General features: G+C 70.1%; 14 protein-coding genes and 1 pseudogene. 9 read left to right on the top strand and 6 right to left on the bottom strand.

Features of this window, described 5'->3' with window-relative positions:
* Positions 1-61 precede the first annotated feature (61 nt).
* Together ABZ808_RS05925 and ABZ808_RS05930 are read left to right on the top strand one after the other, a co-directional pair.
* Positions 62-1,192, top strand: coding sequence for a ThuA domain-containing protein (locus ABZ808_RS05925; protein WP_357002782.1), 1,131 nt, complete (start codon positions 62-64; stop codon positions 1,190-1,192).
* An 87-nt stretch (positions 1,193-1,279) separates the two neighbouring features.
* Positions 1,280-4,111, top strand: coding sequence for a PQQ-dependent sugar dehydrogenase (locus tag ABZ808_RS05930; RefSeq protein ID WP_357001475.1), 2,832 nt, complete (start codon positions 1,280-1,282; stop codon positions 4,109-4,111).
* A gap of 80 nt (positions 4,112-4,191) precedes the next feature.
* Here ABZ808_RS05930 and ABZ808_RS05935 read toward each other — a convergent pair whose 3' ends face one another.
* Positions 4,192-5,136 (bottom strand): acyltransferase domain-containing protein, encoded by a 945-nt coding sequence (locus ABZ808_RS05935; protein ID WP_357001478.1) that lies wholly within the window; start codon positions 5,134-5,136, stop codon positions 4,192-4,194.
* Between the two features lie 180 nt (positions 5,137-5,316).
* On the opposite strand from ABZ808_RS05935, the gene ABZ808_RS05940 reads away from it, so the two are divergent.
* On the top strand, positions 5,317-6,231 hold the full coding sequence (locus tag ABZ808_RS05940) for an NAD-dependent epimerase/dehydratase family protein (RefSeq protein WP_357002784.1): 915 nt from the start codon (positions 5,317-5,319) through the stop codon (positions 6,229-6,231).
* Between the two features lie 167 nt (positions 6,232-6,398).
* On the opposite strand, the pseudogene ABZ808_RS05945 reads toward ABZ808_RS05940, so the two are convergent.
* Positions 6,399-6,602 (bottom strand): annotated as a pseudogene (locus tag ABZ808_RS05945) (VOC family protein); the annotation flags it as partial.
* Between the two features lie 23 nt (positions 6,603-6,625).
* On the opposite strand from ABZ808_RS05945, the gene ABZ808_RS05950 reads away from it, so the two are divergent.
* A complete protein-coding gene (locus tag ABZ808_RS05950) occupies positions 6,626-7,234 on the top strand; it encodes a hypothetical protein (protein WP_357001481.1) in 609 nt (202 codons plus the stop codon).
* 9 nt (positions 7,235-7,243) lie between these two features.
* On the opposite strand, the gene ABZ808_RS05955 is transcribed toward ABZ808_RS05950, so the two are convergent.
* On the bottom strand, positions 7,244-7,645 hold the full coding sequence (locus ABZ808_RS05955; RefSeq protein WP_357001484.1) for a hypothetical protein: 402 nt from the start codon (positions 7,643-7,645) through the stop codon (positions 7,244-7,246).
* An 82-nt stretch (positions 7,646-7,727) separates the two neighbouring features.
* Positions 7,728-7,910: a hypothetical protein gene (locus ABZ808_RS05960; RefSeq protein ID WP_357001487.1), complete on the bottom strand. Its 183-nt coding sequence runs from the start codon at positions 7,908-7,910 to the stop codon at positions 7,728-7,730.
* 111 nt (positions 7,911-8,021) lie between these two features.
* On the opposite strand from ABZ808_RS05960, the gene ABZ808_RS05965 reads away from it, so the two are divergent.
* On the top strand, positions 8,022-8,945 hold the full coding sequence (locus tag ABZ808_RS05965) for an NADP-dependent oxidoreductase (RefSeq protein ID WP_357001490.1): 924 nt from the start codon (positions 8,022-8,024) through the stop codon (positions 8,943-8,945).
* 86 nt (positions 8,946-9,031) lie between these two features.
* Here ABZ808_RS05965 and ABZ808_RS05970 read toward each other — a convergent pair whose 3' ends face one another.
* Positions 9,032-9,472, bottom strand: a complete 441-nt coding sequence (locus ABZ808_RS05970) for a VOC family protein (RefSeq protein ID WP_357001493.1) — start codon at positions 9,470-9,472, stop codon at positions 9,032-9,034.
* Positions 9,473-9,496: 24 nt separating this feature from the next.
* Here ABZ808_RS05970 and ABZ808_RS05975 point away from each other — a divergent pair, with 24 nt between their 5' ends.
* The 3 genes from ABZ808_RS05975 to ABZ808_RS05985 all read left to right on the top strand — a co-directional run bounded on the left by ABZ808_RS05975 (position 9,497) and on the right by ABZ808_RS05985 (position 11,618).
* Positions 9,497-10,099: a hypothetical protein gene (locus tag ABZ808_RS05975; RefSeq protein WP_357001497.1), complete on the top strand. Its 603-nt coding sequence runs from the start codon at positions 9,497-9,499 to the stop codon at positions 10,097-10,099.
* Between the two features lie 280 nt (positions 10,100-10,379).
* On the top strand, positions 10,380-10,835 hold the full coding sequence (locus tag ABZ808_RS05980; protein ID WP_357001500.1) for a DUF4878 domain-containing protein: 456 nt from the start codon (positions 10,380-10,382) through the stop codon (positions 10,833-10,835).
* 177 nt (positions 10,836-11,012) lie between these two features.
* Positions 11,013-11,618: a hypothetical protein gene (locus ABZ808_RS05985; protein WP_357001503.1), complete on the top strand. Its 606-nt coding sequence runs from the start codon at positions 11,013-11,015 to the stop codon at positions 11,616-11,618.
* Positions 11,619-11,771: 153 nt separating this feature from the next.
* Here ABZ808_RS05985 and metH read toward each other — a convergent pair whose 3' ends face one another.
* Positions 11,772-15,287 (bottom strand): methionine synthase, encoded by a 3,516-nt coding sequence (metH, locus tag ABZ808_RS05990; protein WP_357001506.1) that lies wholly within the window; start codon positions 15,285-15,287, stop codon positions 11,772-11,774.
* Between the two features lie 262 nt (positions 15,288-15,549).
* Between metH and ABZ808_RS05995 the strand changes: the two genes are divergently transcribed.
* On the top strand, positions 15,550-16,419 hold the full coding sequence (locus ABZ808_RS05995) for a PAC2 family protein (RefSeq protein ID WP_053655841.1): 870 nt from the start codon (positions 15,550-15,552) through the stop codon (positions 16,417-16,419).

Genomic DNA, 16,419 nt, shown 5'->3' on the forward strand with positions numbered 1-16,419 from the left:
GAGGAGCACAAGCATGCGTTCCCGTCCCCGTGTGTTGGCACTCGTCACCGGCCTGGCCGTGATGCTGGCCAGCCTCGTCGCCCTACCGGCCCCGGCCTCGGCCGCCCCCCTGACCAAGGTCCTGGTGTTCAGCAAGACCGCCGGGTTCCGCCACTCGTCCATCCCCACCGGCATCGCGGCCATCCAGCAGCTCGGCTCCAGCAACGGGTTCACCGTCACCTCGACCGAGGACGCCGCCCAGTTCACCACCGCCAACCTGGCCCAATACCAGGCAGTGGTCTTCCTGTCGACGACCGGCGACGTTCTCAACGCCACCCAGCAGTCGGCCTTCGAGGCGTACATCGCCGCCGGTGGCGGGTACGTCGGCGTGCACGCCGCCGCCGACACCGAGTACAGCTGGCCCTGGTACGGCGGGCTGGTCGGGGCGTACTTCGACTCGCACCCGGCGATCCAGACCGCGACCGTACGGATCGAGGACCGGACGAACCCGTCGACCGCCCACCTCGGCGACACCTGGGTCCGCTCCGACGAGTGGTACAACTACCGCACCAACCCCCGGTCGAGCGTGCGGGTCCTGGCCAGCCTCGACGAGTCGTCGTACAGCGGCGGCAACATGGGCGGCGACCACCCGATCACCTGGTGCAAGGCGTACGGCGGCGGGCGGGCCTGGTACACGGGTCTCGGGCACACCGAGGCGTCGTACAGCGATCCGAACTTTACCCAGATGCTGCTCGGCGGCCTCCGCGTCGCCGCGGGCGCTGTCACGGCGGACTGCTCGCCGCGCACCACGACCCCGCCGCCCAGCGGATCGAGCCTGCGCGCCCGGGCCAACAACCAGTACGTCAGCGCGCCGAACTCCACCACCGCGCTGATCGCCAACCGCAGCGCCATCGGCACCAGCGAGCGGTTCGACCTGGTCGACCTCGGCAACGGCAACGTCGCGCTGCGCGCCAAGAGCAACGGGCAGTACGTCGCGGCCGAGAACGCCGGCGCCGCCGCGCTGATCGCCAACCGGGCCAGCGCCGGCGCGTGGGAGACGTTCCAGCTCGTGCGCAACTCCGACGGCACGGTGAGCCTGCGGGCCACGGTGAACAACCGCTACGTCGCCGCCGAGAACGCGGGCGCGTCCGCGCTGATCGCCAACCGGACCTCCATCGGCCAGTGGGAGAAGTTCGACCTCGTCACCGGCTGACCCCACCCCCGGCGCGCCTCTCACCACCCCCACCCGGCCGTGGTGCGCCCCCGCACGCCCGGCCCTGGTCGTCGAGGAAGGACGATCATGCCCTCGTACCCCCGGCGCTGGCCCCGGGTCCTCGTCGCGGCGCTCACCGCCGCCGCGGGCGTGCTCCTGGCCGTTGCCGCGCCATCCACCGCCCAGGCGGTGGTGATCCCCGCATCCGACTACCAGCAGGTCAAACTCGCCACCGGCTCGGCGGAGCTCGGTGAGGCCATGTCCATGGCCGTCCTGCCCAACCGCTCGGTGCTGCACACCGCCCGCAACGGCGTCCTGCGGGTGACCGACGTGGCCGGCAACACAAAGGTCTCCGGCACCCTGTCGGTCTACACTCACGACGAGGAGGGGTTGCAGGGCGTCGCCGTCGACCCCAACTTCGCCACCAACCGGTGGATCTACCTCTACTACTCCCCCACGTTGAGCACCCCGTCCGGCGACGCCCCCACCACCGGCTCTCAGTCGGACTGGGACCGGTGGAAGGGGCACCTGCGGTTGTCCCGGTTCACCCTCAACACCGACGACACGCTCAACCTGGGCAGCGAGAAGATCGTGCTCCAGGTCGCCAACGACCGTGGGCAGTGCTGCCACGTCGGCGGTGACCTGGACTTCGACGCCGCCGGCAACCTGTATCTGACCACCGGCGACGACACCAACCCGTTCGAGTCGTCCGGCTACGCGCCGCTGGACGAACGGACCAACCGCAACCCGCAGTTCGACGCCCAGCGCACGGCGGCCAACACCAACGACCTGCGGGGCAAGCTGCTGCGGATCAAGCCGCAGGCCGACGGCACGTACACGATCCCGTCGGGCAACCTGTTCGCGCCCGGCACTGCCAACACCCGCCCCGAGATCTACGCGATGGGTCTGCGCAACCCGTTCCGGATGGGCGTCGACAAGGCGACAGGCGTCGTCTACCTCGGCGACTACGGGCCGGACGCCGGCACCACCAACTCCAGCCGGGGCCCGTCGGGTCAGGTCGAGTTCAACCGCATCGCCGCGCCCGGCAACTACGGCTGGCCGTACTGCACGGGCACCAACACGAGCACGGAAACATACAATGAATACACGTTCCCGTCCGGGCCGTCGCAGTCCAAGTACAACTGCACGGGCGGGCCGACCAACAACTCGTTCCGCAACACCGGTCTCACCACGCTGCCCGCGGCGAAGCCGGCCTGGATCAAGTACGCCGGCGACTCCGGGTCGCCGTCGGAGTTCGGCAGCGGCTCGGAGTCCCCGATGGGCGGGCCGGTCTACCGGTACGACGCGTCGCTCAACTCCAGCATCAAGTTCCCCGCCTCGCTGAACGGGCAGTTCTTCGCCGGCGAGTACGGCCGCCGCTGGATCAAGGCCATCGCCGTCAACTCCGACGGCTCCCGTGGCGAGATCTCCAACTTCCCGTGGAGCGGCACGCAGGTCATGGACATGGCCTTCGGCCCGGACGGCGCCCTGTACGTGCTGGACTACGGCACCGGCTCCAACAACCAGGCGCTGTTCAGGATCGAGTACATCGGCGGCGGCAACCGCAACCCGATCGCTGTCGCCTCGGCGAACCCCACGTCGGGGGCCAACCCGTTGACGGTCAACTTCTCGTCGGCCGGCAGCTCCGATCCCGAGGGTGGGGCGCTGAGCTACCTGTGGACCTTCGGCGACGGCACCACGTCGACGGCGGCGAACCCCACGAAGACGTACACCACGAACGGCACGTACAGCCCCACCTTGAAGGTCACCGACCCGACCGGTCTGACCGGCACGGCGAGCCTGGTCGTCACCGTGGGCAACACCGCGCCGACGGTGACGCTCACCCTGCCCACCGACGGGCAGCTCTTCAGCTTTGGTGACACGGTGCCGTACCAGATCTCGGTGAGCGACCCGCAGGACGGCACGATCGACTGTGCCCGGGTGAGCCTCACCTACGCGCTGGGCCACGACAGCCACGCCCACCAGATCACCTCGAAGAACGGGTGCAGCGGCACGATCACCGTGCCCACCGACGGTGAGCACGACGCGGCGGCCAACATCTACGGTGTCTTCGACGCCGCCTACACCGACAACGGCGCGCTCACCACGCACAGCATCAGGACCCTGCAACCGAAACACCGCCAGGGTGAGCACTTCGGCGCCCAGTCGGGTGTCCAGGTCACCGAGCACACCAGTGCCGAAGGTGGCCGCACCGCCGGGTTCATCGAGAACAACGACTGGATCTCGTACCAGCCGTACAACCTGTCCAATGCGACGCGCTTCACCGTGCGGGCGTCGTCGGCGGGCGCAGGCGGCACCGTCGAGGTCCGGGCCGGGTCGGCGACCGGCACACTGCTGGGCACCGTCACGGTGCCGGTGACCGGCAGCTGGGAGACCTTCACCGAGGTGTCCGGCGCCATCACCAACCCGCCCGCCTCGACGACCACGCTGTACCTGGTCTTCAAGGGCGGGTCCGGCTACCTGTTCGACGTCGACGCGTTCACCGTCACCACCGGCACCAGCGGCGGCACCGCCGGGATCAGCCTGCGGGCGCAGGTCAACAACCAGTACGTGTCGGCGGTGGGCACCACAGCGCTGATCGCCAACAAGGCCACCGTCGGGTCGACCGAGCAGTTCGACCGGGTGGACGCCGGCAACGGCACCATCGCCCTGCGGTCCCGCGCCAGCGGCCTGTACGTCTGCGCCGAGAACGCGGGCGCAGAACCGTTGGTGGCGAACCGCACGACGATCGGCGCGTGGGAGACGTTCCAGCTCATCACCAACACCGACGGGACGGTCAGCCTCCGCGCCACGGTCAACAACCAGATCGTGGCCGCCGAGAACGCCGGGGCGGGAACACTGATCGCCAACCGCAGGACGGTCGGGTCCTGGGAGAGGTTCGTCCTGACCACCGGCTGACGGGTGGCGGGCCCGGCCTGGTCGGTGGCCAGGCCGGGCCCGCTGACACCGTGGGCTGAGCCGGTGGACGTGGGGTGTGGCTAGATCGGGAAGCGGCCCTGGCGCCACTGCCAGTGGCGGCCGGCCTTGAGGTGGTCGACGACCGCGCGCTGAAGGGCGGTGCCGCGCGGCAGCTGGTCGAGCGGCGTGGTCAGGGAGCGGAAGACGAACCGCAGCACCTCCACGTCAGCGTCCAGCCCTTCCGGCTCCTCGTAGGGCTCCAGCTCGAACCTCCGCTGGAACCGCACGATGTTGGAGGCCTCCGGCAGGTACTCCCGCAACTGCGGGTCGAGCAGCCACGAGCCGCAGGAGAACGCCGTGTAGTGCTCGTCGGGAAAGTGGCGCGGGAAGAACACGCGAGCCTCGTCGAGCGAGGCCGCGACCGCCTGCGGGGTCAACGGCCCCGAATCGGGGATGTGCAGACCGATGGCGCCGTCGCCACGGTGGTGCTGTAGCCGGCCCAGCTCGTAGACCGCGCCACGGGCGTGCAGCGTCAGCCAGGCCTGCATGACCGGCCAGCCCTCGCCGCGCATCCGCCGGTCGATCGCGAGGTTGCGGCCCAGGTCCGCCAGGGTCACCCACGACACGGCGTCGGCGATGCCGTGGTCGCGGTGGTAACCCCGAACGACCTCGACCAGAGCCAGGTACGCGTACACGTGGAGATGCCGCCAGGCGGGACCCCTGTCACGCGGCAACTCCGGACCGGGCACCAGCCAGCCGTAACCCCCGAGATCGGCGCGGACCAGTGCGATCGTACGGTCGAGCAGCCAGCGCAGCTCCGGAGTCCACAGCGGTGAGTCGGGGTCGGGCCAGCCCGCCATGATCTCGGCGGCGTCGTCCGGCGGCACCGCGAGCCGGTCGAGGATCGCGGGCGCGTCGACCTTGGCGGGCAGCGGAGCCGACGGCCGGTCACCGGCGAGTTGATGCACGCGCTCGACGTCCTCGACGGGCACCCCGAGCCGGGCGGCGGCCTCGTCCAGATCCACGCCGCCAACCCTACCGGCCACGGGGTCTCCGGTGGGGCCGGGATGTGCGCCCAAGCCCGCGGGCACCCCGGCTTCGCGCTGACGTCCGGGTGCCATTCTGGCCGTGCCACACCGTCATCGCACCCGTAGCGACGGTGATGGTCCTTGACAAGCAGCCGGGTCCAGAGTGGACGATTGAGTGTGCGAATTCTTGTGGTGGGCGGCAGTGGTCTGATCGGCGCTCATGTCGTGGACGTGCTGCGCGAGCACGGCCATGCGGCGACCACGGTGGCGCGGACCGCCCGGCCGGGTGTCGATCACCTGGCGGATGTCGACTCCGCCTCGGTCGACGACCTGCGGGCGTTGCTCGCCGGCCACGACGGCGTCGTGTACGCCACCCGCACCGACGAACAACGCCCGCTGCCCAAACCGATCTACCCGCAGTTTCGCCGGGACAACGTCGAGCCGGTGGTACGCCTGTTCACCGCCGCCCGCCAGGAGGGTCTCACCCGCGGTGTCGTGATGGGCTCGTACTACACCTACTTCGACCGCCTGCACCCGCAGTGGCAACTCGCCGCCCGCCACACCTACATCCGGTGCCGGGTCGAGCAGGCGCGGGAGGGACGGGCTGCGGCCGGCGAGGGCCTGCCGATCGCCGTACTCGAACTGCCCTTCGTCTTCGGCCGGGCCGGCGAGCGGCTGCCGAACTGGGCCGGGCCGCTGGACCGGTGGGCGCGGTCCCGTACACCTCTGGTCGCGCCGACCGGCGGAAGCGCCGCGGCCTCGGCGCGCAGCGTGGCCGAGATCGCGGTGGACGCTCTGGAGCAGGCCCGTGGTGACGACATACCGGTCGCCGACGAGAACCTCACCTGGGACGACATGATCGGGCGCATCGCCGAGGCGGTCGGCCGGCCCCGCCGGGTCACCCGACTGCCGTCCGGCGCGGCGAGGGCCGCCCTGCGACTGGGCGGCGCGCTCCAGGCCCTCAGCGGCAAGGAGTCCGGCGTCAACCCGACCCACCTCGCCGACCTCCTGCTCGCCGACCTGTTCATCAAGCCAACAACCGGCCGCCCCCTGAACCCAGCCCTAAAAGAAACCTTCCCCAACCCCGTGTAGCCGCCCGACCCCCGGCCCCGCCCAACCCGCGCGCCCGCCCCACCCACGCGTCGATCATGGAGTTGTGGTGCCCGGGAGATGGCGGGAGGGTGCTTTTGTCCCCCACCACAACTCCATGATCGACGCGGGCGGGCCGCACCGGGCCACCCCTACGGTCCTCGGGCGGGTCAGTTGAGCTGTTCGGCTAGCCCGACGATGATGCCCTCGGGGCCACGGACGTAGCAGAGCCGATAGACGTCCTCGTAGTGCGCCAGCTCTCCGACGAGTTCGGCACCATGCCGACGCAGGCGGGCAACGACGTCCTCGATGTCGTCGACGGCGAACATGATGCGACGGATGCCAGCGTGTTCGCCGGTGCGCCCTTCGGTTCGGCGCGGATCGCCGTCGGTGCGTCGTGGACGTGCTGCGCGAGCGCGGCCATTCCGCGACCACGGTGGCGCGTACCGCCCAGCCGGGTGTCGACCACCTGCTCGATGTGGAGTCCGCCCCGGTCGACGAGCTGCGGGCGCTGCTCGCCGGTCAGGACGGCGTTGTCTACGCCACCCGCACCGACGAGCAGCGGCCGCTGCCCAAGCCGATCTATCCCGAGTTCCGCCGGGCCAACGTCGAGCCGGTCGTACGCCTGTTCACCGCCGCGCGCCTGGAAGGGCTGACCCGTGGGGTCGTCATGGGCTCGTACTACACCCATTTCGACCGGCTGCACCCGCAGTGGCGGCTCGCAGAGCGGCACACGGACATCCATTGCCGGGTGGAGCAGGCCCGGGAGGGACGGGAGGCCGCCGGCCCGGGTCTGCCGATCGCCGTCCTGGAGCTGCCGTTCGTCTTCGGTCGGGCCGGCGACCGGCTGCCCAACTGGGCCGGGCCGCTGGACCGGTGGGCGCGCTCGCGTACACCCTTGGGCGCGCCGACCGGCGGGAGCGCCGCCACGTCCGCCCGCAGCGTCGCCGAGGTCGCGGCCGATGCCCTGGAGCAGGCGACCGGCGGACATCCCGGTCGCCGATGAGAACCTGACCTAGCACGACATGATCGGACGCATCGCCGAGGCGGTCGGTCGACCCCGACGGTCGGTCGGCTCCCGGGCGACGCGGCGAAGGCGGCCCTGCGACTCGGCGGCGCGGTGCAGGCCCTCGGCCGCAAGGAGTCGGGCATGAATCCGAGCCACCTTGACGACGACGTTCTCGATGACGGCATACGGCGACGCCGACCGGGTGAGGTTCGGGATCAGGTTGAGGTACGTAGTAGCGACGACGATACCGTCAACCTCAAGGACGAACAGGTGCAGCGCCGGAGAGGCCAGGATCTGCTGGAAGGCCGCGGCATCGGATCCGTCTTCGAGCACCGGGTCGTCGGGGTTCAGCTGCCGGTAGAGGTGGAGGACCTGCGCGAAATCTTCTGGCCGGGCCGCACGGAACATGACCGACCCTAACGAACGCTTGCCGGCCTGTGCGCCCGTCAGGCGTCGGAACTCGGCTCCAGGTGTTGGTACGCGGTGCGGATCACCGAGTCCAGCCGGTCGCGGGCCTCGGCGAGGTCGCGCAGTTGGCGGTCGATGCGGTCACGCTCGCCGTGAGCCTGGTGATCATGTCGGGGGTGGCGCTGCCGGTGTAGACGCACGGGAGCAGTTCGAGGATGTCCCGGCTCGACAGGCCGGCGGCGTAGAGCTGCCGGATGAGGTCCACCCGCTCGCACAATCACCGAGCCAGTGTGACCCCGGCCACTGATAGTTGCCTCTGACGTCAACGTCAGCAATTAGCGTCGCCAGTCGTCAGCACACATGGAGGAGATCGACGATGAGCCGCGCATTTGGATACCACGCATTCGGTGGCCCCGAGGTCCAGCAGTACTTCGATCGACCCGACCCGCAACCCGGCGACGGCGAGATCCTCATCCGGGTCCGGGTCGCCGGGGTGGCACGCCTGGACCACCTGCTCCGCTCCGGCGTCGTCCCGGACCTCAACGGGCACGTGCCATTCCCGCAGGTGATGGGGATGGAGGCCGCCGGCGACGTACTCGCGCTCGGGGCCGGCGTCACCGGCCTCCAGGTGGGCGACGCGGTGTTCGGGTTCGCGCTCAACGGCGCCGGCACGTACGCCGAGACCACCGTCCTGCCCGCCGAGAACGCGGCCCGCAAGCCGGAGGCACTGCCCTATGAGTGGGCGGCGACCGTACCGGTGTCCGGCACGACCGCTCTCGACGGGATCGACCGGCTCGACCTGCCGGCCGGCTCGACGCTGCTGATCAACGGTGTCGGCGGCAGCACCGGCCTCGCCACCGCGCAGCTCGCCCGAGCGCGCGGGCTGACGGTCATCGGCACAGGCAGCGGCAGCAAGCGGGCGGTGGCCGAGACGCTCGGCGTCACCTTCGTCGACTACACCGCCGGCGACGTGGCCGCGCAGGTGCGTGAGTTCGCCCCGTCCGGCGTCGACGGCCTGTTCGACCTCGTCGGCGGCGAGTCGCTGCGCTCGGTCGCCGAGCTGGTGAAGGACGTCAAGCAGCTGCTGTCGGCCGCCGACTACACCGTGAGCGAGTTGGGTGGCGAGTTCGTGGTCCGCCGGCTCGGCAGACCGTCACTTGAGGCTGTCGCCGCGCTGATGGTGGACGGGACGATCGATCCGCACATCACGCGCACGTTCACCTTCGACCAGAGCGCGGAGGCGGTGGCGGCCGTGGAGACCGGCCACACCACCGGCAAGCTGGTCATCGCCCTCGGGTGAGACTCCCTACCGGCCGCAGGCGGGGTGGCGCAGACGACGTGCGCCACCCCGCCCTCTCGTCGTCGCCGCTCTGGTCGCCGGCGACATCACCGGAGCTGTTGGGCCAACCCGACGATGATGTCCTCTGGGCCTCGGACATAGCAGAGCCGATAGACGTCCTCGTACTGCTCCAACTCCCCGACGAGTTCGGCACCGTGGGTGCGCAGACGGGCAACGACGTCCTCGATGTCGTCGACGGCGAACATGATGCGACGGATGCCCAACGTGTTCGCCGGTGCGTGCTTCGGCTCGCTGCTGATCGCCTTGGGCGTGTGGAACATCGCCAGCTCCACCTTGCCGTGGCCGTCGGGGGTGCGCAGCATCGCCACGTCCTGCCGGACGCCATCGATCCCGATGACGCGCTCCACCCAACGACCCTCGACCGGCCCCTTGCCTTCCAACTCCATGCCGAGTTCGACGAAGAACGAGATGACGGCGTCGAGGTCTTCGACAACGATGAGGACGTTGTCCATCCGCTGGATCGCCATGCCGGATCTTCCCCCTTGGATTCCATGCGGCCACCGTTGCCGCATCCACCCCGGAGACGGAGCCGCCCTCCCGTTCTCGACACCATCGTCTCGGGTGGCTACGCCGCTCGCCACCGCTTCCTGGAATCCGTCGCGGTCGTCGTACACACCATCGGCTTACCGGTCTTCGTCACCCCACGCGCGCCCTGGGTGGAGCAGAACGCCCCCGGGTGCACCGTTACCGGCGGGGGTTTCGGCTTCGCGGTCGTGGGCTTCGGCTTCGGCGCCGCCGTCGTGGGCTTCGGCTTCGGCTTACTGGTTGTCGGTTTGACCGCCGGCCGAGACGTCGGTGCACTGCTGGTGCGCTGCGGTCCCGGCGTCGGGTTCACCGACGGCGGTGGGCTCACCGCTGCCGCAACGTCCGGTGTGCTGCCCGCGGCGTCCGCCTCGGGGCTGGTGGCGGCAGTCGGGCTCTCCGCGATGCGATCGCTGACCGTCGCCGGCGCCGTCGCCACGGCATTCGGCTTCTTGTCGGAGTCGTCGCCGATGAGCGCCCCGGCGGTACCGATGCCACAGCAGAGCAGAACCGTCACGGCGGCAGCTATTCCGACGACGCCGAGATTGCTGATCTTCTTTTTGGATGGGTAAGTCGTCACTCCCGGGAGTGTGCTGGGCATCGATGGGATGACGGCACCACTGATCGGTGACAGTTGAACTCCAACGACCCCAGCCGGACCACAGCAGGTTCACAGCAGAGGGGCCGGTCGTCGATATCTACCGGCTGCCCGTCCACGTCGGAACATCGATGTGGGTGGCCGCCGATGGACGTACCGATGCGCGCCCGACCGGACGAACGGGCGAACCGCCACGGCAAGATCAACCATTCGGGGGGATCGAAGGTTTCTCGCATCCTCTACCGTCGCTACCTATGACCTACCCGTACCAGGCGCCCCCACCACCCAAGCGGCGGACGCTGCGGACCGTGCTGATCGTCGTAGGCGTGGTCGTCGTGCTGTGCTGTGCCGGTGCCGGCACCGGCGGCTTCTTCCTGTTCAAGGGCATCAAAGCCGCAACCGATCCGGCCCGACAGGCCGCCGAGTCGTTCGTGAGCGACCTGGAGGCCGGCGACGCGGCGGCGGCGTACGAACTGCTGTGCACCGACACGCGCGGAAATTTCACGAAGGACGCATTCGTCCAGGGCGTCGCCAGGCAGCCACAGATCCAAAGCCACAAGGTCAACGGCGTCAACGTGTCGACCGTCAACGGGCGCACTTCAGGGACCGTGAACATGGCCCTGAAGCTGGACAGCGGCTTCACCGACCGGCGCGCGATCCCGCTGGTGAAGGAGGACGGCGCCTGGAAGGTGTGCGGCCAACCCTACTGAGACTCCCCCGCTCGGGAGGATCAGCAGGTGAGTGGCTGCCAACTCACCTTTGTCACCACCATGGGCACGTACAGGATCAGGACGCATTGCGGCGACGAGCGTCCCATGACGGTCGGGAAGCGACCGCCGCGAGCAGGTAGCACGGCGGGAATCATCGGGAGTGGACGGAGCGCGGACATGAACGACGGCGGATTGCTGGGGTCGCTAGATCAGTGGGTGCGGCAGGGGTGGGGTCGGTTTCTGCTGCTGGTGGTCGCGCTGACGGTCGCGGGGACGGCCGTCGTCGTGATCCTGACCGCCGTGCTCGCCGAGTCCGGCTTTTCCTCCGGAGACTCGCGATTCTGGCACGGTGTCAGGCCGGACTGGGCGGGCGTCGTCGGCTTCCTCCTCTGCGTCGCCGGGGTGGCCTGCTTGGGAGGCGGCGCCTGGTGGCTAATGCGCAATGGTTACTACCGGCGCAACGCTCGCGCCCGGGTATTGGGGGCGGAGAGCTGGTCTCGTCGCCGGCAACTGGCCCAGCAGGTACGCGGCACCGCCTCGCGCCGTGACGAGGATCGGCCGCTGCTGCCCGTGGTCGCGAGGCATCTGATCGACCAGCCGAAATTCCTGCCGCCACTCTGCGGCTTGGCGCTGTTTGAGGTCGGGCAGGCGTTCCTCCAGTGGGCACCGTTCTTCGTCCTCATCGCCGCGTTCATCGTCGGACTGCTCGCCGTCATGGCCATCCTGTCGTTCCGGGGCGCGCGCCAGGCGAGAGCGTTTCTCACCGAACACGCGGACGGCTAGACCTTCACCGAAGCACGGGACGACCGCCTGCGGCCACGCCCTGGCCGCAGGCGGCGGGCGGGCAAGTCGCAGCACCACGTCGGTTCAGCCTGGGCAAGGAGGCAGAACTCGTCGCCTTCCGGGTCGGCGAGGACGGTCCACGGGACGCGCCAGTTACTTGGCGTTGAAGTAGCTGGCCTCCGGGTGGTGGACCACGATCGCGTCGGTGGCCTGCTCGGGCATCAACTGGAACTCCTCGGACAGCTCCACACCGATCCGCTCCGACCCGAGCAGGTCCACGATCTTCGCCCGGTCCTCCAGGTCGGGGCAGGCCGGGTAGCCGAACGCGTACCGGCAGCCCCGGTAGTCGTTGCGCAGGATACCGGCCAGGTCCGTCGGGTCGTCGTGGCCCAGCGGACGGCCATCCGGCAGGGTCATCTCAGTGCGGATGCGCCGGTGCCAGTACTCGGCGAGCGCCTCGGTGAGCTGCACGGACAGCCCGTGCACCTCCAGGTAGTCGCGGTACTCGTTGCGGGCGAACAGCTTCGCCGCGTACTCGCTGACCGGCTGGCCGACGGTGACCAGTTGCAACGCGACCACATCGAGCTGGTCGCCCTTGGGCCTGAAGAAGTCGGCCAGGCAGAGCCGCCGCTCCTGGCGCTGCCGGGGGAACGAGAACCGGGCGCGCTCCGCGTGCCCGTTCTCGTCGAGTACCACCAGGTCGTTGCCCTCGGAGTACGCCGGGAAGTAGCCGTACACGACGGCGGCCTCCAGCACCTGGTCGGCGATCAGCCGGTCCAGCCAGTAGCGCAGCCGGGGCCGGCCCTCGGTCTCGACCAGCTCGTCGTAGGAGGGGCCGTTGCCGCCCCGGGCGCCGTTGAGCCCCCACTGCCCGCGGAAGGTGGCCCGCTCGTCGAGCAACGCCGCGTAGTCGGCCATCGGCACGCCCTTGACCACGCGGGTGCCCAGGAACGGCGGGGTGGGCACCGGCACGTCGGCGGCCACGTCGGAGCGGACCGAGGAGTCGTGCAGCTCCGGCAGTGACTCGGAGACGACCGAGCGCTGCCGCTCCCGGCGCGCCCGCCGGGTCGCCAGGGCCGCCTCCCGCTCCGGGTCGATGACCGGGGCGCCGCCGCGCTTGGCGGTCATCACCTTGTCCATGAGGGACAGCCCCTCGAACGCGTCCCGCGCGTAGTGCACCTGCCCGGGGAACATCGACCGCAGGTCGTCCTCGACGTACGACCGGGTCAGTGCCGCCCCACCCAGCAGGACGGGCCAACGCTCGGCGACCCCGCGCGTGGCCATCTCGGCCAGGTTCTCCTTCATGATGACCGTGCTCTTGACCAGCAGCCCCGACATGCCGATCGCGTCGGCGCGGTGCTGCTCGGCGGCGTCCAGGATGGCGCTGATCGGCTGCTTGATGCCGATGTTCACGACCTCGTAGCCGTTGTTGGACAGGATGATGTCGACCAGGTTCTTGCCGATGTCGTGGACGTCGCCGCGCACGGTGGCCAGCACGATGCGGCCCTTGCCGCCGTCCTCGGTGGCCTCCATGTGCGGCTCCAGGTACGCCACCGCGGTCTTCATCACCTCGGCGGACTGCAGCACGAACGGCAGCTGCATCTGCCCGGAGCCGAACAACTCGCCGACCACCTTCATCCCGTCGAGCAGGATGTCGTTGATGATCGACAGCGGGGGCCGGCCGCCGGCCATCGCCGCGTCCAGGTCGGCCTCCAGGCCGTTGCGCTCACCGTCGATGATCCGCCGCTTGAGCCGCTCGTCCAGCGGCAGCGCCGCCAACTCCTGCGCCCGGCTGGCCCGCGCGCTCGTCACGTCGACGCCCTCGAACAGCTCAAGGAAGCGCTGCACCGGGTCGTACCCCTCGCGGCGCCGGTCGTAGACCAGGTCCAGCGCGACCTCGCGCTGCTCGTCGGGGATCTTCGACATCGGCAGAATCTTGCTGGCGTGCACGATCGCCGAGGTCAGCCCGGCCTGCACGCACTCGTGCAGGAACACCGAGTTGAGCACCTGGCGGGCCGCCGGGTTGAGCCCGAACGAGATGTTCGAGATGCCGAGGGTGAAGTTGACCCCCGGGTAACGGCGGGCGATCTCCCGGATCGCCTCGATCGTCTCGATGCCGTCGCGGCGGGTCTCCTCCTGCCCGGTGGCGATCGGGAACGTCAACGCGTCGATGAGGATGTCGGACCGGTCCATGCCCCACCGGCCGGTCAGGTCGTCGATGAGCCGGCCCGCGACCCGGACCTTCCATTCCTGGGTACGCGCCTGCCCCTCCTCGTCGATGAGCAGCGCCACCACGGCCGCGCCGTGCTCGCGCACGACCGGCATCACCCGCGCGTACCGGGAGTCGGGGCCGTCGCCGTCCTCGAAGTTCACCGAGTTGACCACACATCGGCCGCCGAGCATCTCCAAACCGGCCTCGACGACGGCCGGCTCGGTGGAGTCCAGCATGATCGGCAAGGTGGACGCGGTGGCGAACCGGCCGGCCAGCTCCCGCATGTCCTGCGTGCCGTCGCGGCCGACGTAGTCCACGCACAGGTCCAGCAGGTGTGAGCCGTCGCGCGCCTGACTGCGGGCGATCTCCACGCAGGCCCGCCAGTCGGCGGCCAGCATCGCCTCCCGGAACGCCTTGGAACCGTTGGCGTTGGTGCGCTCCCCCACCATCAGCACCGAGGCGTCCTGCGCGAACGGCACCGGGTGGTAGACCGACGAGACACCCGCCTCGTGCTGCGGCTCGCGGGCCGGGGCGGTGACGCCGTGCAGCCGCTCGGCCAGCACCCGGATGTGCTCCGGGGTGGTGCCGCAGCAGCCGCCGATCAGCCCCACGCCGTACTCGGTGACGAACCGCTCCAGGGCGTCGGCCAGCTCCACGGGAGTCAGCGGGAAGTACGCGCCGTCGGCGGTCAGGACCGGCAGGCCGGCGTTCGGCATCACCGACAGCGGGATCCGGGAGTGCTGCGACAAATACCGCAGGTGCTCGCTCATCTCCGCCGGCCCGGTGGAGCAGTTGAGCCCGATCAGGTCCACGCCGAGCGGCTCGATGGCCGCGAGGGCCGCGCCGATCTCGCTGCCCACCAGCATCGTGCCGGTCGTCTCCACGGCCACGTGACAGATGATCGGCACCGACTGGCCCAGCTCGGCCATCGCCCGCTTCGACCCGACCACCGCCGCCTTGACCTGGAGCAGATCCTGGCAGGTTTCGATGATCAGCGCGTCCGAGCCGCCGACGATCAGACCGGCGGCATTTTCCTGGTACGCGTCGCGCAGCGTCGCGTAGTCGGCGTGCCCGAGGGTGGGCAGCTTGGTGCCCGGCCCGATCGCGCCCAGCACGTACCGGGGTCGCTGCGGGGTGCTCGCCGCGTCGGCGGCCTCCCGGGCGATCCGGGCGCCCGCCTCGGACAGCTCCCGGATGCGGTGCGGGATGTCGTACTCGGCGAGGTTGGCCAGGTTGGCGCCGAACGTGTTCGTCTCCACGCAGTCCGCGCCGACGGCCAGGTAGGCGTCGTGCACCCCCCGCACCACGTCCGGCCGGGTGACGTTGAGGATCTCGTTGCACCCCTCCAGCCCGTCGAAGTCGTCGAGCGTGAGGTCCGCGGCCTGCAGCATCGTGCCCATCGCCCCATCGGCGATGAGGATCCGATCGGCCAGCACATCCATCAACGAAGTCCGCACTCGTTCAGGTTAGTGCGGCCCAGGCCTTACACGACTGCCCTCGGAGCCCGATCCCATATTGTGTCAGCCGAATCACGCTGCCCGGTTCGCCACCGTATGACTGACCCCCGGCTGGGCCGGACCGGCGCGGCCGACGGGCCGCATCCCTGACCGGCACGTAGGCTGGCGGACGTGAGGACAACAGTGACGCCGCCGTGCACCACGGCCCAACGACCGGGCGCGGTCCCGGTGTCGGCCGCGACGAGCAGGGTGAGGTGACGGCGTGACCGAGTTCGACGGACTGCCGGTGCTGCGGTCCCCGGTGGCGATTGCCGCGTTCGAGGGCTGGAACGACGCCGCCGACGCGTCCACCGCGGCTGTCGAGCACCTGGAACAGGTCTGGAACGCGCGGCAGCTCGCCGAGCTGGACCCGGAGGACTTCTACGACTTCCAGGTCAGCCGGCCCACCATCACGATGGCCGACGGGGAGACCCGCCGGGTGGAGTGGCCGACGACCCGGTTCATGGTGGCCAGCCCCGAGGGCACCGACCGTGACGTGGTGCTGATCCGGGGCATCGAGCCGAGCATGCGCTGGCGGACGTTCTGCGAGCAGGTGCTGGAGATCTGCCACAGCCTCGAGGTGGAGCGGGTGGTGCTGCTCGGCGCGTTGTTGGCCGACGTGCCGTACACCCGGCCGTTGCCGATCAGCGGCAGCGCCTCCGACGCCCAGGCCGCCGAGCGCTACCAGCTCACGCCCACCCGCTACGACGGGCCGACCGGCATCGTCGGGGTGCTGCACGACGCGTGCACCCGCGCCGAGGTCGACGCCGTCTCGTTCTGGGTGCACGTGCCGCACTACGCCAACAACCCGCCCTGTCCCAAGGCCACCCTCGCCCTGCTGCACCGCGTCGAGGAGGTCGTCGACCTGCCGGTGCCGATGGCCGACCTGGCCGAGGAGTCCGCCGAGTGGGAGCAGCGGGTGCGCAGCGCCGCCGAGCAGGATGCCGAGCTCGGCGAGTACGTCCGCGAGCTGGAGGAACGGGTCGGCGACGAGGGCATCACCCCGTTGACCGGTGACGAGATCGCCCAGGAGTTCGAGAAGTACCTGCGGCGCCGAGGCGGCTCGGCCGGCCCGACCGCCGGCTCCTGGTAA

Origin of the sequence: Micromonospora sp. NPDC047527 (assembly GCF_040643015.1) — a bacterium.
Taxonomy (GTDB): Bacteria; Actinomycetota; Actinomycetes; order Mycobacteriales; family Micromonosporaceae; genus Micromonospora.